Annotated in this window: 30 protein-coding genes; 5 read left to right on the top strand and 25 right to left on the bottom strand. The window is 35.1% G+C overall.

What is annotated here, in order from left to right; genetic code table 11:
- Positions 1-12: 12 nt before the first annotated feature.
- From rplO to rpsL, 24 genes are all read right to left on the bottom strand, one after another.
- Positions 13-465, bottom strand: a complete 453-nt coding sequence (gene rplO, locus BMX64_RS14355; RefSeq protein ID WP_066081007.1) for a 50S ribosomal protein L15 — start codon at positions 463-465, stop codon at positions 13-15.
- Positions 466-476: 11 nt separating this feature from the next.
- Entirely contained in the window at positions 477-659 is a 183-nt protein-coding gene (gene rpmD / locus BMX64_RS14350) for a 50S ribosomal protein L30 (RefSeq protein WP_027310825.1), read from the bottom strand.
- 12 nt (positions 660-671) lie between these two features.
- Entirely contained in the window at positions 672-1,199 is a 528-nt protein-coding gene (gene rpsE, locus BMX64_RS14345) for a 30S ribosomal protein S5 (RefSeq protein ID WP_035668102.1), read from the bottom strand.
- Positions 1,200-1,205: 6 nt separating this feature from the next.
- Positions 1,206-1,556, bottom strand: a complete 351-nt coding sequence (gene rplR / locus BMX64_RS14340) for a 50S ribosomal protein L18 (protein ID WP_039110219.1) — start codon at positions 1,554-1,556, stop codon at positions 1,206-1,208.
- A gap of 11 nt (positions 1,557-1,567) precedes the next feature.
- Positions 1,568-2,110 (bottom strand): 50S ribosomal protein L6, encoded by a 543-nt coding sequence (gene rplF / locus BMX64_RS14335; protein ID WP_091173708.1) that lies wholly within the window; start codon positions 2,108-2,110, stop codon positions 1,568-1,570.
- 18 nt (positions 2,111-2,128) lie between these two features.
- A complete protein-coding gene (gene rpsH, locus BMX64_RS14330; protein WP_026707006.1) occupies positions 2,129-2,527 on the bottom strand; it encodes a 30S ribosomal protein S8 in 399 nt (132 codons plus the stop codon).
- Positions 2,528-2,650: 123 nt separating this feature from the next.
- Entirely contained in the window at positions 2,651-2,920 is a 270-nt protein-coding gene (gene rpsN / locus BMX64_RS14325; protein ID WP_007136553.1) for a 30S ribosomal protein S14, read from the bottom strand.
- A 3-nt stretch (positions 2,921-2,923) separates the two neighbouring features.
- Positions 2,924-3,475 (bottom strand): 50S ribosomal protein L5, encoded by a 552-nt coding sequence (gene rplE, locus BMX64_RS14320; RefSeq protein WP_091173704.1) that lies wholly within the window; start codon positions 3,473-3,475, stop codon positions 2,924-2,926.
- Between the two features lie 2 nt (positions 3,476-3,477).
- Positions 3,478-3,792 carry a 50S ribosomal protein L24 gene (gene rplX, locus BMX64_RS14315; protein ID WP_035668111.1) on the bottom strand — a complete coding sequence of 105 codons (315 nt, stop codon included), beginning with the start codon at positions 3,790-3,792 and terminating at the stop codon, positions 3,478-3,480.
- Positions 3,793-3,803: 11 nt separating this feature from the next.
- The gene (gene rplN, locus BMX64_RS14310; RefSeq protein ID WP_026717863.1) at positions 3,804-4,172 is read right to left on the bottom strand and encodes a 50S ribosomal protein L14; all 369 of its coding nucleotides are present in this window, start codon (positions 4,170-4,172) and stop codon (positions 3,804-3,806) included.
- Between the two features lie 2 nt (positions 4,173-4,174).
- Positions 4,175-4,435 carry a 30S ribosomal protein S17 gene (gene rpsQ, locus BMX64_RS14305; protein ID WP_091173701.1) on the bottom strand — a complete coding sequence of 87 codons (261 nt, stop codon included), beginning with the start codon at positions 4,433-4,435 and terminating at the stop codon, positions 4,175-4,177.
- A 17-nt stretch (positions 4,436-4,452) separates the two neighbouring features.
- On the bottom strand, positions 4,453-4,638 hold the full coding sequence (gene rpmC, locus BMX64_RS14300) for a 50S ribosomal protein L29 (protein ID WP_091173697.1): 186 nt from the start codon (positions 4,636-4,638) through the stop codon (positions 4,453-4,455).
- A gap of 13 nt (positions 4,639-4,651) precedes the next feature.
- A complete protein-coding gene (gene rplP, locus BMX64_RS14295; protein ID WP_007803637.1) occupies positions 4,652-5,077 on the bottom strand; it encodes a 50S ribosomal protein L16 in 426 nt (141 codons plus the stop codon).
- 19 nt (positions 5,078-5,096) lie between these two features.
- Positions 5,097-5,855: a 30S ribosomal protein S3 gene (rpsC, locus tag BMX64_RS14290; protein ID WP_091173694.1), complete on the bottom strand. Its 759-nt coding sequence runs from the start codon at positions 5,853-5,855 to the stop codon at positions 5,097-5,099.
- A 6-nt stretch (positions 5,856-5,861) separates the two neighbouring features.
- Positions 5,862-6,272: a 50S ribosomal protein L22 gene (gene rplV, locus BMX64_RS14285; protein ID WP_007136561.1), complete on the bottom strand. Its 411-nt coding sequence runs from the start codon at positions 6,270-6,272 to the stop codon at positions 5,862-5,864.
- Between the two features lie 6 nt (positions 6,273-6,278).
- On the bottom strand, positions 6,279-6,557 hold the full coding sequence (gene rpsS, locus BMX64_RS14280; RefSeq protein WP_007136562.1) for a 30S ribosomal protein S19: 279 nt from the start codon (positions 6,555-6,557) through the stop codon (positions 6,279-6,281).
- Between the two features lie 6 nt (positions 6,558-6,563).
- Complete coding sequence (gene rplB / locus BMX64_RS14275; protein WP_035668122.1) at positions 6,564-7,388, bottom strand: 50S ribosomal protein L2; 825 nt, start codon at positions 7,386-7,388, stop codon at positions 6,564-6,566.
- Between the two features lie 6 nt (positions 7,389-7,394).
- Complete coding sequence (gene rplW / locus BMX64_RS14270; protein WP_035668124.1) at positions 7,395-7,685, bottom strand: 50S ribosomal protein L23; 291 nt, start codon at positions 7,683-7,685, stop codon at positions 7,395-7,397.
- Positions 7,686-7,691: 6 nt separating this feature from the next.
- Positions 7,692-8,321 (bottom strand): 50S ribosomal protein L4, encoded by a 630-nt coding sequence (gene rplD, locus BMX64_RS14265; protein ID WP_091173690.1) that lies wholly within the window; start codon positions 8,319-8,321, stop codon positions 7,692-7,694.
- Complete coding sequence (gene rplC, locus BMX64_RS14260) at positions 8,321-8,938, bottom strand: 50S ribosomal protein L3 (RefSeq protein ID WP_035619642.1); 618 nt, start codon at positions 8,936-8,938, stop codon at positions 8,321-8,323. Before rplC ends, rplD begins: the two co-directional genes overlap by 1 nt.
- 157 nt (positions 8,939-9,095) lie before the next feature.
- Entirely contained in the window at positions 9,096-9,401 is a 306-nt protein-coding gene (rpsJ, locus tag BMX64_RS14255; protein WP_011963470.1) for a 30S ribosomal protein S10, read from the bottom strand.
- Between the two features lie 11 nt (positions 9,402-9,412).
- Positions 9,413-11,569 (bottom strand): elongation factor G, encoded by a 2,157-nt coding sequence (fusA, locus tag BMX64_RS14250; RefSeq protein WP_091173685.1) that lies wholly within the window; start codon positions 11,567-11,569, stop codon positions 9,413-9,415.
- A 10-nt stretch (positions 11,570-11,579) separates the two neighbouring features.
- Positions 11,580-12,056, bottom strand: a complete 477-nt coding sequence (gene rpsG / locus BMX64_RS14245; RefSeq protein ID WP_035668130.1) for a 30S ribosomal protein S7 — start codon at positions 12,054-12,056, stop codon at positions 11,580-11,582.
- A 74-nt stretch (positions 12,057-12,130) separates the two neighbouring features.
- Positions 12,131-12,514: a 30S ribosomal protein S12 gene (gene rpsL, locus BMX64_RS14240; protein ID WP_007136570.1), complete on the bottom strand. Its 384-nt coding sequence runs from the start codon at positions 12,512-12,514 to the stop codon at positions 12,131-12,133.
- A 180-nt stretch (positions 12,515-12,694) separates the two neighbouring features.
- On the opposite strand from rpsL, the gene BMX64_RS14235 reads away from it, so the two are divergent.
- From BMX64_RS14235 to rlmB, 4 genes are all read left to right on the top strand, one after another.
- Entirely contained in the window at positions 12,695-14,401 is a 1,707-nt protein-coding gene (locus BMX64_RS14235) for a BamA/TamA family outer membrane protein (protein ID WP_244273309.1), read from the top strand.
- A gap of 84 nt (positions 14,402-14,485) precedes the next feature.
- Positions 14,486-17,608, top strand: a complete 3,123-nt coding sequence (locus BMX64_RS14230) for a SusC/RagA family TonB-linked outer membrane protein (protein WP_091173680.1) — start codon at positions 14,486-14,488, stop codon at positions 17,606-17,608.
- A gap of 13 nt (positions 17,609-17,621) precedes the next feature.
- Positions 17,622-19,202 carry a SusD/RagB family nutrient-binding outer membrane lipoprotein gene (locus BMX64_RS14225; protein ID WP_091173676.1) on the top strand — a complete coding sequence of 527 codons (1,581 nt, stop codon included), beginning with the start codon at positions 17,622-17,624 and terminating at the stop codon, positions 19,200-19,202.
- 86 nt (positions 19,203-19,288) lie between these two features.
- Positions 19,289-20,023 (top strand): 23S rRNA (guanosine(2251)-2'-O)-methyltransferase RlmB, encoded by a 735-nt coding sequence (rlmB, locus tag BMX64_RS14220; RefSeq protein ID WP_091173674.1) that lies wholly within the window; start codon positions 19,289-19,291, stop codon positions 20,021-20,023.
- A 53-nt stretch (positions 20,024-20,076) separates the two neighbouring features.
- On the opposite strand, the gene BMX64_RS14215 is transcribed toward rlmB, so the two are convergent.
- The gene (locus BMX64_RS14215) at positions 20,077-20,865 is read right to left on the bottom strand and encodes a rhomboid family intramembrane serine protease (RefSeq protein WP_091173670.1); all 789 of its coding nucleotides are present in this window, start codon (positions 20,863-20,865) and stop codon (positions 20,077-20,079) included.
- 258 nt (positions 20,866-21,123) lie between these two features.
- On the opposite strand from BMX64_RS14215, the gene BMX64_RS14210 reads away from it, so the two are divergent.
- Positions 21,124-22,401: a replication-associated recombination protein A gene (locus BMX64_RS14210; RefSeq protein WP_091173666.1), complete on the top strand. Its 1,278-nt coding sequence runs from the start codon at positions 21,124-21,126 to the stop codon at positions 22,399-22,401.
- Positions 22,402-22,433: the final 32 nt, after the last annotated feature.

Raw genomic sequence — 22,433 nt, 5'->3', positions numbered from 1 at the left:
TTAATTGAAAAATTACATTGTTACAGCTTCTCCACCAGCAGCTTCAATAGCAGCTTTTGCAGTAGCAGTAAATTTGTGAGCGGTTACTTTTAATTTTGCTGTCAATTCACCTCTACCTAAAATCTTAACGATTTCATTTTTAGTAGCTAAACGATTAGCAACATAAACTGTCATATCAACAGTATCTTTAATAACACCATTATCAACTAAAAGTTGAAGTGTATCAAGATTTACACCTTCGTAATCTTTACGATTGATGTTTGTAAAACCAAACTTAGGCACACGTCTTTGAAGTGGCATTTGCCCACCTTCAAAACCAATCTTTTTAGAATAACCAGAACGAGATTTTGCTCCTTTGTGACCTCTTGCAGAAGTACCACCTTTTCCAGAACCTTCTCCTCTACCTAATCTTTTATTTTGATTGTGTGTAGAACCTTCAGCAGGTTGTAAGTTACTTAAATTCATAACAGTATTTGTTATTTAGCTTCTTCAACAGAAACTAAGTGTTTAACTTTATTTATCATCCCAAGGATTGTAGGGTTTGAATCATGCTCTACAACTTGTCCCATTTTACGTAGACCTAAAGCTTCTAATCCTCTCTTTTGAGTAAGAGGACAGTTGATTTTGCTTCTAACTTGTTTTACTAATAATTTAGCCATAATTTCCTTGAATTAACCTTTAAAAACTTTTTCTAAAGAAACACCTCTTTGTTTTGCAACAGTATAAGCGCTTCTCATTTGTAATAAAGCATCAAAAGTTGCTTTTACTACGTTGTGAGGATTTGAAGATCCTTGAGATTTAGATAATACATCATGAATTCCTACTGACTCAAGAACTGAACGAACAGCTCCACCAGCAATAACTCCTGTACCATGAGAGGCAGGAATTAAGAATACACGTGCACCACCAAATTTACCTTTTTGTTCGTGAGGAACTGATTGACCGTTCAAAGGAATTTTCACTAAATTTTTCTTAGCATCTTCTACTGCTTTCGCAATTGCTTCAGAAACATCTTTAGACTTTCCTAATCCGTGTCCAACCACTCCATTTTCATCACCTACAACTACAATAGCAGAAAAACCAAAAGCTCTACCACCCTTTGTAACCTTAGTAACACGATTTACACTTACCAAACGATCTTTTAATTCAAGTCCACTTGGTTTTACTAACTCTACATTCTTGTATTTACTATTAGACATACTATATTAGAATTTAAGTCCAGCCGCTCTTGCGCCTTCCGCTAATGATTTAATACGTCCGTGATATAAATAACCTCCTCTATCGAAAGTTACTACGTCTATCCCAGCTTTTAAAGCTTTTTCAGCAACTAGTTTTCCAACTGCTGTAGCAACTTCAATGTTCGTACCGTTACCTATTTCTTTTTCTCTTGAAGAAGCCGCCAACAAAGTAACTCCGTTTACGTCATCAATAAGTTGAGCGTAAATTTCTTTGTTACTTCTAAATACAGATAGTCTTGGATTAGTAGCAGTACCACTAATTGTCTTTCTAATTCTGAATCTAATTCGTTGTCTTCTTTCAGGTTTTGTTAATGACATAATCTTATTTTTTAAGCTGATTTACCTGCTTTTCTTCTTAATACTTCACCTACAAATTTAACACCTTTTCCTTTGTACGGCTCAGGCTTACGGAAACCTCTGATTTTCGCAGCTACCTGACCTAAAAGTTGTTTGTCAAATGATGTTAATTTAACAATCGGGTTTTTACCTTTTTCAGATATAGTCTCTAAAGTTACTTCTGGAGCAATTTCTAAAACTATATTGTGAGAGTAACCAAGTGCTAAATCTAATTTTTGTCCTTGATTTGAAGCTCTATAACCAACTCCTACCAATTCTAATGACTTAGTAAAACCATCCGTTACACCGATAATCATGTTGTTGATTAAAGATCTATACAAACCGTGTTTTGCTCTTTGGTCTTTGTGATCAGAAGATCTGTCTACTTGAACTAGATCCCCTTCAACTGTTACAGTTACGTCCGAAAACTCCTGAGTTAGTTGACCATTTTTTCCTTTTACCGTAATAATACCATTTGCAACTGAAACAGTTACTCCTGCTGGTATTGTTACTGGGCTTTTACCTATTCTTGACATCTTATATAGTCTTTAAAATTAGTATACGTAACAAATTACTTCGCCACCAACATTCAATTGTTTAGCTTTCTTTCCAGTCATTAAACCTTTAGAAGTAGAAACAATAGCAATTCCTAATCCGTTAAGGATTCTAGGAATACTTGAAGAACTTGAATATTTACGTAAACCTGGTTTACTAATTCTTTGGATATCTTTAATTACTGACTCTTTAGTATCTTTATCATACTTCAAAGCGATTTTGATTGAACCCTGAACAGCGTTGTCTTCAAATTTGTAACTCAAGATATAACCTTGATCAAATAAGATCTTAGTTATTTCTTTTTTTAGATTAGACGCAGGAATTTCGACAACTTTGTGGTTTGCAGCCACAGCGTTACGAACTCTTGTCAAATAATCTGCAATAGGATCTGTATACATATGTATTAATTTGCGGTTTTGGTTTTCAACAAACGATTTGCCGAACCTGAAACCAATTTATAAATGTTTATGATACAGACAAAACTTACGTTAAGTCTGTATCAGGACGCAATAAATTACGTCTTACCAAGATGCCTTTTTAACACCAGGTATCAATCCGTTATTTGCCATTTCACGAAATGTAACACGTGAAAGACCGAATTGACGCATATACCCTCTTGGTCTACCTGTTAATTTACAACGATTGTGCAAACGAACTGGCGAAGCATTTTTTGGTAACTTTTGCAAACCTACGAAATCTCCAGCTTCTAACAAAGCTTTTCTTTTCTCAGCATACTTAGCTACTGTTTTTTCTCTCTTAACCTCGCGGGCTTTCATTGATTCTTTAGCCATGTCTTAATTCTTTTTAAAAGGTAATCCTAATTCTGTCAATAGAGACTTTGCTTCTTTATCTGTTTTTGCACTAGTTACAAAAGAGATATCCATTCCTGAAATTTTGTTTACTTTATCAATATCAATTTCCGGAAAAATGATTTGCTCCAAAACTCCAAGGTTATAATTTCCTCTTCCGTCAAAACCAGTAGCTTTAATACCACTGAAATCTCTTACACGTGGTAAAGCAGAAGTAATAAGTCTGTCTAAAAACTCATACATTCTTTCTCCACGCAAAGTAACTTTTGCTCCAATAGGCATCCCTTTTCTCAATTTGAATGACGCAACGTCTTTCTTTGAAATAGTAGATACTGCTTTCTGTCCAGTGATCTTTGTTAACTCATCAACTGCATAGTCAATTAGTTTTTTATCAGATACAGCTGCACCAACTCCTTTACTTAAAACGATTTTTTCCAATTTTGGAACTTGCATTACGTTTACGTATCCGAATTCCTCTTTAAGAGCAGCAATTACTCTGCTCTTATATTCTTCTTTTAGTCTAGGTATATACGCCATTACTATAGTACTTGATTAGATTTTTTTGAAAATCTTACTTTCTTATCTCCTTCTACTCTAATACCAACTCTTGTTGTTTCCTTAGTTTTAGGATCAATTAAAGAAATATTAGATATTTGTATAGAAGCTTCCTTCTTTACGATACCACCTTGAGGGCTTTTTGCACTTGGTTTCGTGTGTTTTGAAACCATGTTTACACCTTCAACAATCGCTTTGTTCTTCTCACGGTAAACACGTAAAACTTTACCTTCAGCACCTTTATGGTCTCCAGCAATTACTCTTACAATGTCGCCTGATTTTATTTTTAGCTTTATCATCTTAAAACGAATTAAAGCACTTCTGGTGCTAATGATACAATTTTCATGAATTGTTTTTCACGAAGTTCTCTTGCTACCGGACCAAAAACACGAGTTCCTCTCATTTCACCAGCAGCATTCAATAACACACATGCGTTGTCATCAAATCTAATGTATGAACCATCGGCTCTTCTTACTTCTTTTTTGGTACGTACAACAACTGCAGTTGAAACAGCTCCTTTTTTAACGCTTCCGTTAGGAGCAGTATCTTTGATAGAAACTACAATCTTGTCACCAACAGAGGCATACCTTCTTTTGGTACCTCCTAAAACACGGATAGTTAAAACTTCCTTTGCTCCAGTGTTATCTGCTACTTTTAGTCTTGATTCTTGTTGTACCATAATTATTTAGCTCTTTCTAAGATTTCAACTAACCTCCAACATTTTGTTTTACTTAAAGGACGCGTTTCGCTAATCCTTACAGTATCTCCAACGTTACAGTCGTTCATTTCGTCGTGTGCGTGATACTTTTTAGTTTTCAACACGAACTTACCGTATAATGGGTGTTTTACTTTACGCACTTCAGCAACAACAATAGATTTATCCATTTTGTCAGAAGTAACAACACCAACTCTTTCTTTTCTTAAATTTCTTTTTTCTTCCATCTTTCAGCAGACTACAGTTATTGTCTTTTAGTAAGTTCGGTAGCTAATCTTGCAACTGTTCTTCTTACACCTCTAATTTGAAGTGGGTTCTCAATTGGTGAAATAGCGTGAGCCATTTTTAGATCAGCATATGTTTTCTTAGTCTGGCTAAGCTTTTCTTGCAACTCTGCTGCAGAAAGATCTTTTATTTCTGATTGTTTCATAATATAATATAGATTATGCTTCGAAATCTCTAGCAACGACGAATTTAGTTTTTACTGGAAGCTTTTGAGCTGCAAGACGTAACGCCTCTTTTGCAACTGACAAAGGAACTCCTCCAACTTCAAACATAATTCTTCCGGGTTTAACAACGGCAGCCCAATACTCAACTGCACCTTTACCTTTACCCATACGTACCTCAAGAGGTTTCTTAGTAATTGGTTTGTCTGGAAATATTTTGATCCATAATTGTCCTTCTCTTTTCATAAAACGAGTTGCAGCAATACGCGCAGCCTCGATTTGACGAGAGGTTAAGAACATTCCATCTTCATGTACAGATTTAATACCAAACATTCCATTAGAAAGTTCATGTCCTCTTTGAGAATTTCCTTTCATTTTACCTTTTTGTACCTTACGGTATTTTGTTCTTTTAGGCTGTAACATTTTTCTTTAGTTTAAAAATTTACTTTCGTTTACGAGCGTCTGGTTTTCCACCTTTATTAAAAGGTTTTCTATCTCCTCTTGGAGAATCACCACCTTTACCACCAGCACCAGATTGTTTTTTGTCCATTCCGGCAAGTGGAGAAAGATCTCTCTTTCCATAAACTTCACCTTTCATGATCCATACTTTGATTCCCATTCTACCATAAGTAGTATGAGCTTCTGCCAAAGCATAATCAATATCAGCTCTGAAAGTTGATAGAGGAACTCTACCTTCTTTAAAACCTTCCGAACGAGCCATCTCAGCACCATTCAAACGACCAGAAATCAAAACTTTGATACCCTCTGCGTTCATACGCATAGAAGCAGCAATAGCCATTTTGATTGCACGTCTGTAAGAAATCCTGCTTTCGATTTGACGACAGATGCTTGTAGCAACTAGATACGCGTCAAGCTCAGGTCTTTTGATTTCAAAGATGTTGATTTGAACCTCTTTGTCAGTAATTTTCTTAAGTTCTTCTTTCAACTTGTCTACCTCTTGTCCACCTTTTCCGATAATGATACCAGGTCTAGCAGTAGTGATAGTAACGGTTACAAGTTTCAAAGTTCTCTCGATGATTACTTTTGATACACTAGCTTTTGATAAACGAGCATGGATATACTTTCTGATTTTATAATCTTCGGCAAGCTTATCACCGTAATCATTTCCACCATACCAGTTTGAGTCCCATCCTCTGATGATACCAAGTCTATTTCCAATTGGATTTGTCTTTTGTCCCATCTTGTATTAAATTGCTTGTGTGTTATTAATAGATCCAAGCACGATTGTTACGTGATTAGAACGTTTTCTAATTCTGTGAGCACGACCTTGTGGAGCTGGACGAAGTCTTTTCAACATCATTCCACCATCAACTGTAATCGTTTTAACAAATAACCCAGCTTCTTCCATATTAGCGTCAGGGTTTTTTGCTTGCCAGTTGGCAATTACAGATAAAACCAATTTTTCTAATTTTCTTGAAGCTTCTTTAGAACTGAATCTTAAGATGTTAAGTGCTCTCTCTACCTTCTGACCTCTTACCAAGTCCGCTACTAAGCGCATTTTTCTAGGTGAAGTAGGGCAGTTATTCAATTTTGCGAAAGCTATAGACTTATTAGCCTCTTTTCTCGCATCTGCTGTTTCTCTTTTACGAACTCCCATTGCTTCTTATTTTTTACCTTTATTTTTTGCTCCAGCATGACCTCTAAAAGATCTAGTTGGTGAAAATTCTCCTAATTTGTGACCTACCATGTTTTCTGTTACGTAAACTGGTACAAATTGACGACCGTTATGAACTGCGATAGTTTGTCCAACAAAGTCTGGAGTAATCATAGAAGCTCTAGACCATGTCTTTACTACTCCTTTGTTTCCACCTGCGATGTTTTCTTGAACTTTCTTGTCTAACTTATAATGAACGAAAGGTCCTTTTTTTAATGAACGTGCCATATCTTATTATTTCTTTCTACGTTCTACGATATACTTGTTACTCGGGTTTTTCTTAGAACGAGTTCTATAACCTTTAGCTGGTATTCCATTTCTTGAACGTGGATGTCCACCAGAAGAACGTCCTTCACCACCACCCATTGGGTGATCGACAGGGTTCATTGCAACAGGTCTTGTTCTAGGTCTTCTTCCTAACCATCTTGTTCTACCTGCTTTACCAGATACAACTAATTGGTGGTCTGAATTAGAAACCGCTCCAATTGTAGCCGAACAAGTCAACAAGATTAATCTTGTTTCCCCAGAAGGCATTTTAATTGTAGCATATTTTCCATCTCTTGCCATCAATTGAGCAAATGTTCCAGCAGAACGAGCGATTACAGCCCCTTGTCCTGGTCTCAATTCGATACAAGAAATTACAGTTCCAAGTGGAACTCTACTTAAAGGTAAAGTATTACCAATTTCAGGTTGAGATTCCGGACCAGAAACTAATTTCTGACCAACTTTCAATCCGTTTTGAGCAATAACATACGTTTTCTCTCCATCAGCATAAGCTAATAAAGCGATAAATGCAGTACGATTTGGATCATATTCAATTGATTTAACCGTAGCAGGAATTCCTTCTTTAGTACGTTTAAAATCAATGATACGATATCTCTGCTTGTGACCACCACCCGTATAACGCATGGTCATCTTTCCTTGACTATTTCTACCACCAGAGTTTTTTATCGGCGCTATCAAAGAGCGTTCCGGCTTATCAGTTGTAATGGCGTCATAACCATTCACAACTCTAAATCGCTGACCTGGGGTAATAGGTTTTAATTTTCTTACTGACATTTTATCTTAGATATTGTTGTAAAAATCAATTGTTTCTCCTTCTTGTACTTGAACAATTGCTTTTTTGATTGCATTCGTCTTTCCACTGATTAAACCACTTTTAGTGTATTTTGTAGTTCTATCCGGTCTTACGTTCATCGTGTTAACACTCAAAATAGTTACTCCATAAGCAGCTTCAACAGCTTTCTTAATTTGCACTTTGTTTGCTTTTTTATCAACAACGAATCCGAAGCGGTTTAAAACTTCACTTTCTTTGGTTACTTTTTCCGTTACTATAGGCTTAATTATGATGCTCATATCCTATTATTTACTTAAATTTTCTTCAATTATCTCCAAAGAACTCTCTAAAAGCACTAAATTATTAGCGTTTAATATAGCGTAAGTACTTAATTCTAAGCTACTTACTACGCTAGAGCCTTTTAAATTGCGTGACGACAAATATACATTTTTATTTACATCACCCAACACAAACAGGGATTTTTTATTCTCTAACTCTAAAGCTTTCAAAACGTTGATGAAATTTTTAGTGTTTGGCGTTTCAAAATTAAAGTCTTCAAGAACGATAATGTTCGACTCTTTTGCTTTAATTGAGAAAGCAGATTTTCTAGCCAAACGTTTCAAGCTTTTATTCAATTTGAATGAATAACTTCTTGGTCTTGGTCCGAAAACTGTTCCACCACCTTTAAACAATGGATTCTTTGCACTACCCGCACGAGCAGTACCAGTTCCTTTTTGTTTTTTTATCTTACGAGTACTTCCCGCTACTTCAGCTCTTTCTTTAGCTTTGTGCGTCCCTTGTCTTTGATTAGCAAGATATTGCTTAACATCAAGGTATACTGCATGATTGTTTGGTTCTATACCAAATACTGAATCAGAAAGTTGAACTTTTCTTCCAGTATCTTTTCCGTTGAAATCTAATACTTTTGCTTCCATTACTTCTGAATGATTACATAAGAGTTGTTATGACCAGGAACACATCCTTTAATAACAAGCAGGTTCTTTTCAGCCACTACTTTTAAAACTCTAAGGTTTTGAACTTTTACATTGTCTCCTCCCATACGTCCAGCCATACGCATTCCTTTGAATACTCTAGATGGATAAGAAGAAGCTCCTACAGAACCTGGCGCTCTTAAACGGTTGTGTTGACCGTGAGTTGCTTGACCAACACCACCAAAACCGTGACGTTTTACAACCCCTTGAAAACCTTTACCTTTAGATACACCTTGTACATCTACAAATTCTCCTTCAGAAAAAATAGAAACATCAATAAGATCTCCTAATTTTTGCTCTGTTGCGAAATCTTGGAATTCAACGACTTTTTTCTTAGCTACAGTTCCCGCTTTTTTAAAGTGACCTAAAGCCGCTTTTGTGGAATGTTTCTCGTTTTTGTCATCGAAACCAAGTTGCAACGCTTCGTACCCGTCAACACCTTTGGTTCTGACTTGGGTAACAACACATGGTCCAGCTTCGATTACTGTACAAGGAATATTCTTCCCGTTCTCGTCGAAAATGCTAGTCATGCCGATTTTTCTACCAATTAACCCAGACATAAATATTAATTATTAATTATTAAATATAAATATAGAACGCAGCTTTTAACCGAATCCTATTTTTTTAAGTGGGTGCAAATGTATAACTTATTTACACACAAACCAAAAAAAATATTTTTCGCTTAAAAACAGCGTTCTTTTCTTACTAGTAAGCTATTTAAACTTTGATCTCTACTTCAACACCGCTAGGCAATTCAAGTTTCATCAAAGCATCAATAGTTTTAGATGAAGATGAATAAATGTCAATTAATCTCTTGTATGACATTACTTCAAATTGCTCTCTCGCTTTTTTGTTAACGTGTGGAGAACGTAGTACTGTAAAAAGTTTTTTGTGTGTTGGTAATGGAATTGGTCCTGTAACAACTGCACCGGTACTTTTTACCGTTTTTACAATCTTCTCAGCAGACTTGTCTACCAACATGTGATCGTAAGATTTTAATTTTATTCTGATTTTTTGACTCATTTTCTTAAAGATTATGCGTTTCCTTTTGCTTTTTTGATAACTGCTTCTGAAATATTAGAAGGCGTTTCAGAGTAGTGTGAAAATTCCATAGTAGATGTTGCTCTACCTGAAGAAAGCGTTCTTAACGTAGTAACGTATCCAAACATTTCAGATAATGGCACATCTGCTTTGATGGTTTTTGCACCAGCTCTATCACCCATATCATTCACCTGACCTCTACGACGGTTGATATCACCTACGATATCTCCCATGTTTTCTTCTGGTGTAATCACTTCCATTTTCATGATTGGCTCTAATATAACAGCACCAGCTGCTTTAGCTACCTCTCTATAACCCATTCTTGCCGCAAGCTCAAAAGAAAGTGCATCAGAATCCACCGGGTGGAAAGATCCGTCTAATAAAGTTACTTTCAAACTATCTACTTGGTATCCTGCTAAAGGACCCGTTTTCATAGCTTCTCTGAAACCTTTTTCAACTGATGGAATATATTCTTTAGGAACGTTACCACCTTTTACTGCATTTACAAACTGCAATCCAACTGGAGCTTTACCGTCAACTTCATCTGCTGGTTCAAGAATAAATACGATATCACCGAATTTACCACGACCTCCAGATTGTTTTTTGTATGTTTCTCTATGTTGTGCTTTCTTAGTAAAAGCTTCTTTGTATTCAACTTGAGGCTCACCTTGGTTCACTTCAACTTTGAATTCACGTCTCATTCTATCCACTAAGATATCTAAGTGAAGCTCACCCATACCCGAGATAATAGTTTGACCCGAAGCTTCATCTGTTCTAACTGTAAAAGTAGGATCTTCCTCAGCTAACTTAGCCAAAGCCATACCCATTTTATCTACGTCAGCTTTAGTTTTAGGCTCAATAGCAATACCAATTACTGGCGCAGGGAATTTCATACTTTCTAAGATAATTGGGTTCTTTTCATCACACAATGTATCTCCAGTTTTAATATCTTTAAATCCAACTGCCGCTCCAATATCACCTGCTTCGATATACTCGATTGGGTTTTGTTTGTTAGCATGCATTTGGTAGATACGAGAAATTCTTTCTTTGTTTCCTGAACGTGTATTCAAAACATAAGAACCAGCATCTAAACGCCCTGAATAAGCACGGAAGAAAGCTAAACGACCTACGAATGGGTCAGTAGCAATTTTAAAAGCTAAAGCAGCGAATGGCTCTTTAACATCTGGCTTACGCAAAATTTTAGTTTGATCTTCTTCTAATAAATCAGCATCATCAGGATGAATCCCTTCGATACCATCTTTATCCATTGGAGAAGGCAAGTATTTACATACTGCATCTAACATGAATTGAACTCCTTTGTTTTTGAAAGAAGAACCAGCAATCATAGGAATGATAGCCATGTCCATTACAGCTGCTCTTAATGCAATGTTGATTTCTTCCTCTGTAATAGAGTTTTCATCTTCCATGAATTTTTCAAGCAAAGTCTCATCATAATCAGCTACTGCCTCAATAAGAATCGATCTGTATTCTTTCACTTCTTCAAGCATATCTTCCGGAATAGGCACAATATCATAAGTTGCCCCCAAACCTTCTTCATGCCATACTATAGCTTGATTTTTAACTAAATCCACAACACCTTTGAAATCATTTTCTTCACCAATTGGCAAAGTGATCGCAACTGCATTTGATTTCAACATATCTCTTACTTGTTGACAAACCATCAAAAAGTTAGATCCTTGTCTATCCATTTTATTAACGAATCCAATACGTGGAACTCTGTATTGATCTGCTAATCTCCAGTTAGTTTCTGATTGTGGCTCAACACCATCAACAGCACTAAATAAGAAAACCAAACCATCAAGAACACGTAAAGAACGGTTTACTTCAACTGTAAAGTCAACGTGTCCCGGAGTATCGATAATATTGAAGTGATAAGGCAATGTTTCAGGCAAAACTTTACCTTGTGTAGTTGGAAAATTCCATTCACAAGTTGTAGCTGCAGAAGTAATTGTAATACCTCTTTCTTGCTCTTGTGCCATCCAGTCCATTGTTGCAGCACCATCATGTACTTCACCAATTTTGTGCGATTTTCCTGTATAGAACAATATACGCTCCGTTGTTGTTGTTTTACCAGCATCAATGTGAGCAGCAATTCCTATGTTTCTTGTATATTTTAAATCTCTAGCCATTTCTTATGAATTAAAATCTAAAGTGAGAGAAAGCTTTATTAGCTTCTGCCATTTTGTGAGTATCCATTCTTTTCTTAACGGCAGCACCTTCTTCTTTAGCCGCAGCTAAACATTCTGAAGCTAACCTTTGAGCCATAGATTTTTCGTTTCTTCTTCTTGAATAAAGAATTAACCATTTCATCGCCATAGAAATTTTTCTATCTGGACGAATTTGCATTGGAATTTGAAATGTAGCTCCACCTACTCTACGACTACGTACTTCTACGTGAGGCATAACATTGGTTAACGCATCTTTCCAAATTTCTAATGATGGTTTCTCAGCATCTTGTTTTTTAGACTCAATGATGTCAATAGCATCATAAAACACTTTAAACGCTGTCGATTTTTTTCCATCCCACATTAAGTTGTTCACAAAACGTGTTACCAGTTGGTCATTAAACCTAGGATCTGGTAAAAGTGGTCTTTTCTTTGCCGCTCTTTTTCTCATGTCTTTTTTTTAATAAAATGTCATACCTATACAGCTGTAACGAATCACATCCCTACAAGAAATAACTTTTTAAATTACTTTTTTGCTTCTTTTGGGCGTTTTGCTCCGTACTTAGATCTTCTTTGCGTTCTTCCTGCTACTCCTGACGTATCAAGCGCACCACGAACGATGTGATATCTAACTCCTGGTAAATCTTTTACCCTTCCACCCCTAACTAATACTATCGAGTGCTCTTGTAAATTGTGTCCTTCACCAGGGATGTAAGCATTCACTTCATTACCATTTGTCAAACGTACACGCGCTACTTTACGCATTGCAGAGTTTGGTTTTTTTGGTGTTGTAGTGTAAACACGCGTACAAACCCCTCTTCTTTGAGGACAAGAATCTAAAGCAACCGATTTACTCTTCTTAGTTATCTGAGTTCTTCCTGTTCTTACTAATTGTTGAATTGTTGGCATAATTAATACTAAAAATTTCTTATTATATTAAATTCCCGCTTTTTACGGGGTTGCAAATGTAGAAAATATTTTTTACTCTACAAACGTTAATCTATTAATTTTCAATAAGATTATTTTATCATTTGATTTTTATCACAAACATTAGATATTTGCGTTACTTTTATTTAAACAACTATTCATTTGAAAACTTCACTTCTTTTTCTTTTATTTTTGATTTTTGGATGGAATTCAGGCGCACAAAATTTTCAATTACAAATACTTGGAAAATCTGAAGCGGAAACAAGAATAATCGATTCTTTAAAATACAATTCAAAACACAAAAACATAAAATCAATCAAAGAAGAAATAAACGAAACATCAAAAAGACTATCACAATTAGGATACATTGATAACGCTACTACTGATTTTAATGCAACAATAGATTCAAGTTTTATCGCAAAATTAGATTTAGGTAAAAAAATAAAATTTATTCATATATATATAGGTAGCGATAAATTATTAAACAGCTTAATTCTTTTAAATAAAAAAAACAACACAATAGAACTACCCTACACAGATGTGGATTTTTTCCTAAAAGAAACCGTAAAGAAATTAGAGCAAAATGGATATGCACTAGCCAAGCTAAAACTGATAAATATTAAAAAAGACAGAAATTCACTTTACGCAGATTTAAAATTAGAATCTGACCTAAAAAGAAAACTCAATTCAATAATAATTCGACACTCAGAAAACAACCAATCAAAGAAATTTCCAAAAGGGTATTTAACACAAATTAACAAAAAATACCGAAATAATATTTTCAATCAAAAAACTGTAGAACAAATACATCAAGATTTCAAAAAATTTGGTTTTGTAAATCAAGTAAAATATCCTGAAATTTTATTTACAAAAGATTCTACAAAAGTCTATGTCTATCTAGAAAAGAAGAATTCAAATACTTTTGACGGTTTTATAGGCTTTGCTAATAATGACACAAAAAAAATAACTTTAAATGGATACCTCGACATTAAACTGGAAAACATTTTAGCTTCAGGCGAAGAACTATCAGTATACTGGAAAAGTGACGGTAACGATCAAAAGACTTTCAAAGCAAGTCTAGAATTACCGTACTTACTTAAAACTCCAATAGGACTGAAAGCACAGATTCAAGTTTTTAGACAAGACACCACTTTTCAAAACACAAAAACCGCAATCGACCTGAGTTATTACATAAATCACAACATCCGCTTATATCTAGGCTACCAAGGAACAGAATCCAGCGACATTCAAAACTTAAATAGTAATTCGATAAGCGATTTCAATAATTCTTTTATAACATCAAGCTTTGAATACACAAAATCAGAAACAAACAATTTTACTTTTCCAATAAAGTCAAAATTATTTATGTCAATCGGAATAGGCAAAAGAGAAATCAATACTCTATCCGAAAGTTCAAACAACAATCAACTTCTCGCAAATATCCAAACAATGCACACTATTTATTTAAATAAAAAGAATTCAATAAACCTAAAAAGTCAAAATTACTATCTACAAAGCAACCGCTATATTACTAATGAATTATTCCGTTTTGGAGGATTCAATAGCGTACGTGGTTTTTCAGAAAATAGCCTACAAGCATATTTAACAACATCAATTCTTACAGAATACCGGTACACACTCACACCCAACCTATATATACACTCCATTCTGGATTATAGCTTTTACAAAAACAAATCGGGAACAGAAAAAACAGACAACACAAGGAACTTAATAGGCATGGGATTAGGAATGGGATTACAAACAAAAAATGGATTGTTAAAATTAGCAGTAGCAAATGGCTATACCAAAAATCAACAATTTGAAATTTATAAAACAATTATACATATGAGTTATAATGTTAAATTTTAATCTTAATGCAAATTAGCGATTTATATATTAGGAAAGTTAACAAATTATTAAGAAGTTTGCGAGACTAATTCAAAATAATTAAAAATGAAACTAAAGTTCAATGGAATCTTAGTACTATTATTAGTACTAGTGGCGCAACTAACTTTTGCGCAAGAAAGAGCCGTTTCAGGAATTGTTTCTGACAATACAGGACTGCCGTTACCAGGCGTGAGCGTATTAGTAAAAGGAACACAAACTGGAACACAAACTGATTTTGATGGAAAATATACTATCAAAGCAAGTCCAAGCCAAGTGTTGGTATTTAGCTACATTGGGATGAGAACCCAAGAAATGGCTGCTTCATCTGCCAACGTAAATATTAAACTGCAAGAAGATTCAGTTCAATTAGAAGGTGTGGTAGTAACGGCTTTAGGCATAAAAAGAGATAAAAAATCTTTAAGCTACGCTGCACAAGAAGTTAAAGGTTCTACCTTAAACGAAGGAGGCTCTAACAATGCTGTTTCTGCCTTATCTGGAAATGTAGCAGGCTTACAAGTAACTGCTCCATCTTCAATGGGAGGTTCTACAAGAATTGTACTTAGAGGTGTTGGATCTGTAACAGGAGAAAATAGACCTTTAATCGTAATTGATGGTATCCCTTTAGACAATGGAAATTACAACACATCAAATACTCAAAGAGGTGCGGGTGGTAGAGATTACGGTGATGCATCAGCAGACATTAATCCCGACGATATCGAATCTGTAACGGTATTAAAAGGAGGCCCAGCCGCAGCGCTTTATGGAAGTAGAGCAGGTAACGGAGCTATTTTATACACAACCAAATCAGGAAAAAGAGGTAGTGGAAAATCTGAAATATCATTTAACACTGGAATCACATTTGAGGACGCCTACATTGCGCCAAAATTACAAAACCAATATGGTGGAGGTAGCTCAATGACTTTTGAAAATCAAATAATTAACGGTAAAACTTACAAATTAGCTGATTACGCAACTGACGAAAGCTGGGGTCCAAAATATGACCCTACATTAATGTATTTACCATGGAATGCATTTGATCCAGAATTTGCTAGTGATTATTTAAAAGAAAAAGCTTGGGTAGCTTCTCCAAATGATGTTGATTCATTCTTTAGAACTGGAATTACAAGAAGCAACTCATTGTCATTCACCAAATCAAATGAAGATTCAGGTATAAGATTCTCTTATGCTAATCAAAAAACTGAAGGTATAATTCCTAATTCTACTTTAACCAAAAACACATTCTCTATCAATGCTAACTCAAAATTGAGCGAAAAACTTAAAGTTGAAGGTATGGCAACATACGTTCAAACAAGAGGTTTCAATAGACCTGAAGTTGGGTATGGAGATAATGGTTTAGCTCAAAAATTCTATCAATGGAGTCAAAGACAACTAGATTTTAGTGAATTGAAGAATTACAAATTAGCTGACGGAACACAAAGATCATGGAACAGAATTGCTTGGGACGATGCAACTCCTAACTATTCTGACAATCCATATTGGATTATCAACGAAAACACTTCAGCTGATACAAGAAACAGATTATATGGTAATGGAAAAATCACTTATAACATTACACCGGATTTATATGCTGTAGGTAACGTTTATGGAGATACTTACTCTCTAAACATCAACGAAAGAGTTGCAATTGGTTCTCAAGCTACTTCTAGCTTTACTACTACTGCAAGAACACTAACCGATTTCAACTACGAAGGTCGTTTACATTACGATAAAAAATTCGACAAATTCAGTTTAAACTCATTTGTTGGTGCTAACAGAAGAAGTTACAATTTATCAAGAGTAACCGGAGCTACACTTGGAGGTCTAGTTCTTCCCAACGTCTACAACTTATCAAACAGTGCAAGCGCCGCTCAAGCAACAAATTACGAAGAAAAAACTAGAACAAATAGTATTTATGGTTTCCTTTCGTTAGGGTATGATGACTTTCTATTCTTAGAGGTTACGGATAGAAATGACTGGTTTAGTACTGTAAATCAAGATGTAAATTACGCTTCATTAACTGGAAGTTTCATTTTCTCAGAATTAACAGATTTATCTTGGTTAAACTACGGTAAAATTAGAGGTGGATGGGCTCAAGCAGGAAATGCAACTACTCCATACAGATTATCTTTCGATGGTGTAGCTGACACACCTTTTCAAGGTGATATTAGATATAGCCAACCAAATACAGCTTCTAATCCTAATTTAAAACCTGAGTTAAAAACTACTAAAGAGGTAGGTTTAGAATTAAGTTTATTCAACAGAAGAGTTGGATTAGATGTTTCTTACTACGATGTAGTTACAACAGATTTGATTACTCCAGTTCAACAGGACCCTGCAGCAGGATACCCTTTTGCATTAAAAAATGCGGGTAAATTACAAAACAAAGGTTTTGAGGCTACAGTAACACTTAACCCCGTAAGAACGGAAGATTTTACATGGGATATCACTTGGAACTTCGCTAAAAACAACAACAAACTAATTGAATTAGCACCGGGACTTAATGAATTAATCATTGGTACCGCTCCATTCCAAGCTACTTTATTAGCTGTAACTGGACAAGAGTACGGTCAAATTTACGGAACTGACTTTACTTATGATGACAACGGAAACAAAGTTGTTGATGCTGACGGTGCTTACATTCCTACAGCTAGAAAATCTTTAGGTACAATTACTCCAGATTACAACATGGGTATTAGAAACTCATTCAAATACAAAAACTTAAGTTTAGGCTTCTTAATTGACATCCAAAAAGGTGGTAGCTATTTCTCTACTACACACATGTGGGGTTCTTATTCAGGTTTGTTAGAAGCTACAGCTGCTAATAACATTCGTGAAAACGGGATAATAGTAGACGCTGTTTACGAAGATGGCACTAAAAACACATCAGTATTACCTGGACAAGCATGGGCTCAACAACATTATGGTCTTGATGCTATGAATGTATTTGATGCTAGTTATGTAAAATTAAGAGAAGTTACTCTTGGTTACACTTTGCCTAAAAAAATCATCGGAAATTTCGGTGACTTAAGATTCTCTCTTTTTGCAAGAAATTTATTTGCATGGGGCTTAGATTGGAACGGTATGGATCCAGAAATGGCTTCTTACGGAAGTGGCAACACTCAAGGTCTTGAAGGTGGTTCATTACCATCAACTAGAACATACGGAATGAATCTAGAATTAAAATTCTAAAAAAAAAATCAAGATGAAAAAATTATTAATATCAATATTATCAATTGCAGCACTACTTACAACTACCGTAAGTTGTACTGATCAATTAGAGGAGATCAATCAAAACCCTAATGCTCCTGCGGTTCCATTTATTCCTGCATATGCATTCTACAATAATGCTGTAGTATTTGTAATGGACCAATCTAGAGGAAGTTTTTCTTCTGGAAGAATGGCATTGCCTTGGGTACAATATTCTGCACAAAGAAACTATACTGAAGAAGATAGATTTCAATTTAGAGAAGGTACAAATCAAGCTTTGTACACCAACTACTATTTAGCAGCACAGGATTTTAAAACTGTAATTGATTTAAACACAGATCCTAGCACAAAAATAGCGAATTCACCTTACGGAGACAACAATAACCAAATTGCAGCAGCAAGGGTAATGCTAGCCTACACTTTCTTACAATTGGTAGATGCTTATGGTGATGTTCCTTATTATTCTTACGGAAACAAGGATGCTGACTTTCAAGCTTTACAATCGCTAGAAGGATTCGAAAAACCAAAATTCGCTTCTCAAGTAAAGATTTACACTGATCTTATGAAAGAGTTGAAAGAAGCAGCTGCTATGGTTGTAACTAGCCAACCAGTAGTTTTTACTAAAGGTGATCAACTTTTTAAAACACCAGCAAAACTTGTAAAATTTGCTAACTCATTAAGATTACGTATTGCAACAAGAGTTAAAGGTGTAGTTCCTGGAGCTGAAGCACATATTACTGAAGCTATTGCTAGTGGTGTTATGACATCTAACGCTGACAATGTTGGTGTTAAATATGAAGCAAATGACAATAATCCAAGTCCATTTTACGAAGATTTCTGGATTTCTAACAGAACTGATTTTGCAATTTCAAATACATTTGTTGACTTATTAAAAGGGAATTTAGGAACATTTGGAGTTGACCCAAGATTACAAAAATACGCAGCACCAATAACAGCTACTAAAGCTCAGGTTAAGGCAAAAACTTACGTTGAAACTGATGATTTAACTAAGTATGTGGGTATGCCTTATGGTATTACTAGTGCTCAGGCTGCTGGTCAAAGAGTTGGTACTTCTTTTTGGAGTTCAAATGTATTAAAACAAGATTATACTGAAATCTTGATGGAATATGCTGAAGTAGAATTCTTATTAGCTGAAAACAATGCATGGAACAACACCAATTACCAAAAAGGAGTAAGAGCTTCGATGGAGCGTTGGGGTGTTTCTACAGTGAAAATTACAGCTTATTTAGCTACTTTAGCTCCAGCTAACCAAGCAAATGTAATCACACAAAAATATATTGCATTATTCATGCAACCATATGAAGCATTCGCTGAGTACAGAAGAACTGGATATCCAAATACACTTCTTCAACCAGGAGGGACTTACAATTTAAACAATCCTATTTCTGGAGTAACTACTTATACTTTCATAGCTTTAAACAACTTAACAGCTATGCCTGCTAGATTTACTTACCCAGTTAACTTACAACAGTTAAATGGTGATAATGTTACTGCTGCAGCTTCCGCTATTGGAGGTGACGAATTAGACACTAAATTAATTTGGGCTAAACAATAATTTATATCCAGATTTATTATACTAAAGCCACCCCATTCATTCGGGGTGGCTTTTTTTTATAAAAACATTATACCTATATTTGCACCATGGAAAAAGAACATCAAATATTTGGGATTAGAGCGATCATTGAAGCTATACAAGCGGGTGCAACTGTAGACAAAGTCTATATTCAAAAGGAAGCGAGCAGCGAACTGATGAAGGACTTAATGAAAGTGATGAAGCGCGGTAATATTAACTTTTCTTATGTTCCTGTTGAAAAGTTAAATAGATTGACCCCTAACAATCATCAAGGTGCAGTAGCTACTATCTCTCCTATTTCCTTTTTTGACTTAGAATCTCTGATAGAATCAGTAATCGAAAATGGTAAAAAACCATTATTTTTAATATTAGATCAAATATCTGATGCGCGTAATTTTGGTGCTATCATCAGAACTGCTGAATGTACCGGAGTAAATGGAATCATTGTTCAAAAAGCAGGTTCAGCACCTGTTAATGGCGATACTGTAAAAACATCTGCTGGAGCAGTTTTCAACATTCCAATTTGTAAAGTAGAGCACATTAAGGATGCAATTTTCCTTTTGCAATCTAGTGGCATAAAAACTGTTGCAGCAACTGAGAAAACAGATCAAAATATTTATGATATTTCTTTAAACGAACCCGTTGCTATAATTATGGGATCTGAAGATAGAGGTGTAAACCCATCCGTACTTAAAATTGTTGATGAAAAAGCTAAACTTCCAATGTTTGGAACCATTGGTTCCTTGAATGTATCAGTGGCTTGTGGTGCTTTTTTATATGAAGCGGTAAGACAGCGAAGTTAATCCCCTAACCTTTCCAAACGGAAGATAGCGCATACCTATAAAGTAAAAATGAATCAAGACTCAGGTTTTGGTTCATTTTTTTTATTTGTAACAATCTCATAACCTACAGGATAATTGGAAGTATAATATGACAACAATTCATGCTGCACTTCATGTTCTTCAATTTCTGGTAGATTAACAAAATTTCCATTATCATCAAAACGTTGCATAAATTTATCTTCTGAAGGATCAAAATCCGGATGTTCCCAATCATATTTGATAATTTTTTTATACTCCGGAGTTTTATAAACTAACGAAAGAAAGAATCCCGTAAGTAATCCTCCCAAATGTCCTTCCCAAGAAATAGATTTGTTTTCTGTGATCTCAGGGCTAGGAAAAACAAACCAAACTAAGCCTCCATACACGACTATCACAGCAAGTGACAAAGCTACCAATCGATTGTATTTCGTTTGTATACCTTTAAAAAAAACAAAACTAAAGAGAACATAAATTAATCCGCTTGCCCCAATGTGATAATTATCTCTGCCAATAACCCAAGTAATAAATCCCGATATTAAGATTCCGTATCCAATAACTTTTATCGATTGATCCGAATAAAAAAATTGCAAAGCTGCCAATAAAATCAGCAAGGGAATCGAATTATTATACAGGTGTTCCATATCAGCGTGAATAAACGGGCTAAGAAAAACTCCTTGTAAACCTGAAAAAGTTCTAGGATAAATTCCGTTTTGGACAAAGTCAAAATCAAATCGGATTTCGAGCCAAAAAACAAACCACAACAATACCACAAAAAAAAGAGGTAGTCCAATAACTGAATTGGTGAATTTAAAATGCTTTTCCATTAATCTTATAAAGTTTTATGCTCTTGTTATAGTTCAAAAACTTCTCCAAAAGCAATTTAGTGCTATTTTGTCATATTTAAACTGCAACTGCATTTTTTAATACGGATGCTAAGCCCAGATGGAAACGGCATCCTTTTATATCTCGTTTTTTCAACGAGATATAAAAGATATAGTGCACAGCTGGAAATAAGCTCCTATCAAAACAAATTTTGACAATCCCAGACAAGTTCAGATTAAAAAAAACAGTAATTTTACGTTATGGAAGCACCACTTGCAGAACGCATACGACCACAAAAATTAGAAAACTACATCAGTCAGTCCCATCTTGTAGGACCAAATGGCTCCTTGACGCAACAAATTGCAAAAGGAATCATCCCTTCATTAATTTTTTGGGGACCACCGGGAACTGGAAAAACTACATTGGCACAAATTATTGCACAAGAATCAAAAAGACCATTCTATATCTTGAGTGCTATCAATTCAGGTGTTAAAGATATTCGTGATGTGATTGAAAAAGCAAAACAAAGTGGCGGTTTGTTTACTGCTAAAAATCCTATTTTATTCATTGATGAGATTCATCGTTTTAGCAAATCACAACAAGATTCCCTGTTGGCAGCAGTAGAAAAAGGTTGGATTACACTTATTGGCGCCACTACAGAAAACCCAAGTTTTGAAGTAATTCCTGCATTACTTTCCCGTTGTCAAGTATATGTTTTAAATGCTTTTACAAAAAAAGATTTAGAGTCTTTACTGGAACGTGCCATGAAAACAGATGCTTATTTGTCTACAAAAAATATTGTTTTAAGCGAAACAGAAGCGCTCCTTAGACTTTCCGGTGGTGACGGACGCAAACTATTAAATATTTTTGAACTTGTCGTAAATGCGTCTAATGAAGACGAAATTTTAATCACAAATGATAAGGTTTTTGCCTTAGTGCAACAAAATACCGTTTTGTATGACAAAACTGGCGAGCAACATTATGACATTGTTTCTGCTTTTATCAAATCAATTCGGGGAAGTGATCCTAATGGTGCTGTATATTGGCTCGCCCGAATGATTGAAGGCGGTGAAGATGTAAAATTTATTGCCCGAAGAATGCTGATTTTAAGTAGTGAAGATATAGGAAATGCGAATCCAACTGCTTTTATTATGGCTAATAATACTTTTCAGGCAGTTGCGACAATTGGATATCCTGAAAGCAGAATTATTTTGAGCCAATGCGCCGTTTATTTAGCAACTTCCCCCAAAAGCAATGCTTCCTATTTAGCCATCGGAACAGCTCAACAACTTGTGAAACAAACCGGAGATTTGCCGGTTCCTATTCACTTACGCAATGCACCAACAAAATTAATGAAAGAATTAGGTTATGGTGAAGAATATAAATATTCGCACGATTACAACAATAATTTTGCTGAACAGGAATTTTTACCGGAAGCGCTTAGCAAGACGCCAATATATATTCCCGGAAACAATTCTAGAGAAAACAGTATTCGAGAATTTCTTAAAAACCGCTGGAAAGATAAATACGGATATTAAATTTCATAAAAAAGGTCTTGCTTACACAAGAC

Source organism: Flavobacterium sinopsychrotolerans, assembly GCF_900110375.1.
GTDB lineage: Bacteria > Bacteroidota > Bacteroidia > Flavobacteriales > Flavobacteriaceae > Flavobacterium > Flavobacterium sinopsychrotolerans.
The sequence above is the reverse complement of the archived record's forward strand: the minus strand, read 5'-3'. Positions and strand labels throughout refer to the sequence as shown.

Coding starts and splice junctions, on each gene's coding strand:
- rplO (WP_066081007.1), bottom strand. CDS start 465: ATGAATTTAAGTAACTTACAACCTGCTGAAGGTTCTACACACAATCAA.
- rpmD (WP_027310825.1), bottom strand. CDS start 659: ATGGCTAAATTATTAGTAAAACAAGTTAGAAGCAAAATCAACTGTCCT.
- rpsE (WP_035668102.1), bottom strand. CDS start 1,199: ATGTCTAATAGTAAATACAAGAATGTAGAGTTAGTAAAACCAAGTGGA.
- rplR (WP_039110219.1), bottom strand. CDS start 1,556: ATGTCATTAACAAAACCTGAAAGAAGACAACGAATTAGATTCAGAATT.
- rplF (WP_091173708.1), bottom strand. CDS start 2,110: ATGTCAAGAATAGGTAAAAGCCCAGTAACAATACCAGCAGGAGTAACT.
- rpsH (WP_026707006.1), bottom strand. CDS start 2,527: ATGTATACAGATCCTATTGCAGATTATTTGACAAGAGTTCGTAACGCT.
- rpsN (WP_007136553.1), bottom strand. CDS start 2,920: ATGGCTAAAGAATCAATGAAAGCCCGCGAGGTTAAGAGAGAAAAAACA.
- rplE (WP_091173704.1), bottom strand. CDS start 3,475: ATGGCGTATATACCTAGACTAAAAGAAGAATATAAGAGCAGAGTAATT.
- rplX (WP_035668111.1), bottom strand. CDS start 3,792: ATGATAAAGCTAAAAATAAAATCAGGCGACATTGTAAGAGTAATTGCT.
- rplN (WP_026717863.1), bottom strand. CDS start 4,172: ATGGTACAACAAGAATCAAGACTAAAAGTAGCAGATAACACTGGAGCA.
- rpsQ (WP_091173701.1), bottom strand. CDS start 4,435: ATGGAAGAAAAAAGAAATTTAAGAAAAGAAAGAGTTGGTGTTGTTACT.
- rpmC (WP_091173697.1), bottom strand. CDS start 4,638: ATGAAACAATCAGAAATAAAAGATCTTTCTGCAGCAGAGTTGCAAGAA.
- rplP (WP_007803637.1), bottom strand. CDS start 5,077: ATGTTACAGCCTAAAAGAACAAAATACCGTAAGGTACAAAAAGGTAAA.
- rpsC (WP_091173694.1), bottom strand. CDS start 5,855: ATGGGACAAAAGACAAATCCAATTGGAAATAGACTTGGTATCATCAGA.
- rplV (WP_007136561.1), bottom strand. CDS start 6,272: ATGGGAGTTCGTAAAAGAGAAACAGCAGATGCGAGAAAAGAGGCTAAT.
- rpsS (WP_007136562.1), bottom strand. CDS start 6,557: ATGGCACGTTCATTAAAAAAAGGACCTTTCGTTCATTATAAGTTAGAC.
- rplB (WP_035668122.1), bottom strand. CDS start 7,388: ATGTCAGTAAGAAAATTAAAACCTATTACCCCAGGTCAGCGATTTAGA.
- rplW (WP_035668124.1), bottom strand. CDS start 7,685: ATGAGCATCATAATTAAGCCTATAGTAACGGAAAAAGTAACCAAAGAA.
- rplD (WP_091173690.1), bottom strand. CDS start 8,321: ATGGAAGCAAAAGTATTAGATTTCAACGGAAAAGATACTGGAAGAAAA.
- rplC (WP_035619642.1), bottom strand. CDS start 8,938: ATGTCTGGGTTAATTGGTAGAAAAATCGGCATGACTAGCATTTTCGAC.
- rpsJ (WP_011963470.1), bottom strand. CDS start 9,401: ATGAGTCAAAAAATCAGAATAAAATTAAAATCTTACGATCACATGTTG.
- fusA (WP_091173685.1), bottom strand. CDS start 11,569: ATGGCTAGAGATTTAAAATATACAAGAAACATAGGAATTGCTGCTCAC.
- rpsG (WP_035668130.1), bottom strand. CDS start 12,056: ATGAGAAAAAGAGCGGCAAAGAAAAGACCACTTTTACCAGATCCTAGG.
- rpsL (WP_007136570.1), bottom strand. CDS start 12,514: ATGCCAACAATTCAACAATTAGTAAGAACAGGAAGAACTCAGATAACT.
- BMX64_RS14230 (WP_091173680.1), top strand. CDS start 14,486: ATGAAACTAAAGTTCAATGGAATCTTAGTACTATTATTAGTACTAGTG.
- BMX64_RS14225 (WP_091173676.1), top strand. CDS start 17,622: ATGAAAAAATTATTAATATCAATATTATCAATTGCAGCACTACTTACA.
- rlmB (WP_091173674.1), top strand. CDS start 19,289: ATGGAAAAAGAACATCAAATATTTGGGATTAGAGCGATCATTGAAGCT.
- BMX64_RS14215 (WP_091173670.1), bottom strand. CDS start 20,865: ATGGAAAAGCATTTTAAATTCACCAATTCAGTTATTGGACTACCTCTT.
- BMX64_RS14210 (WP_091173666.1), top strand. CDS start 21,124: ATGGAAGCACCACTTGCAGAACGCATACGACCACAAAAATTAGAAAAC.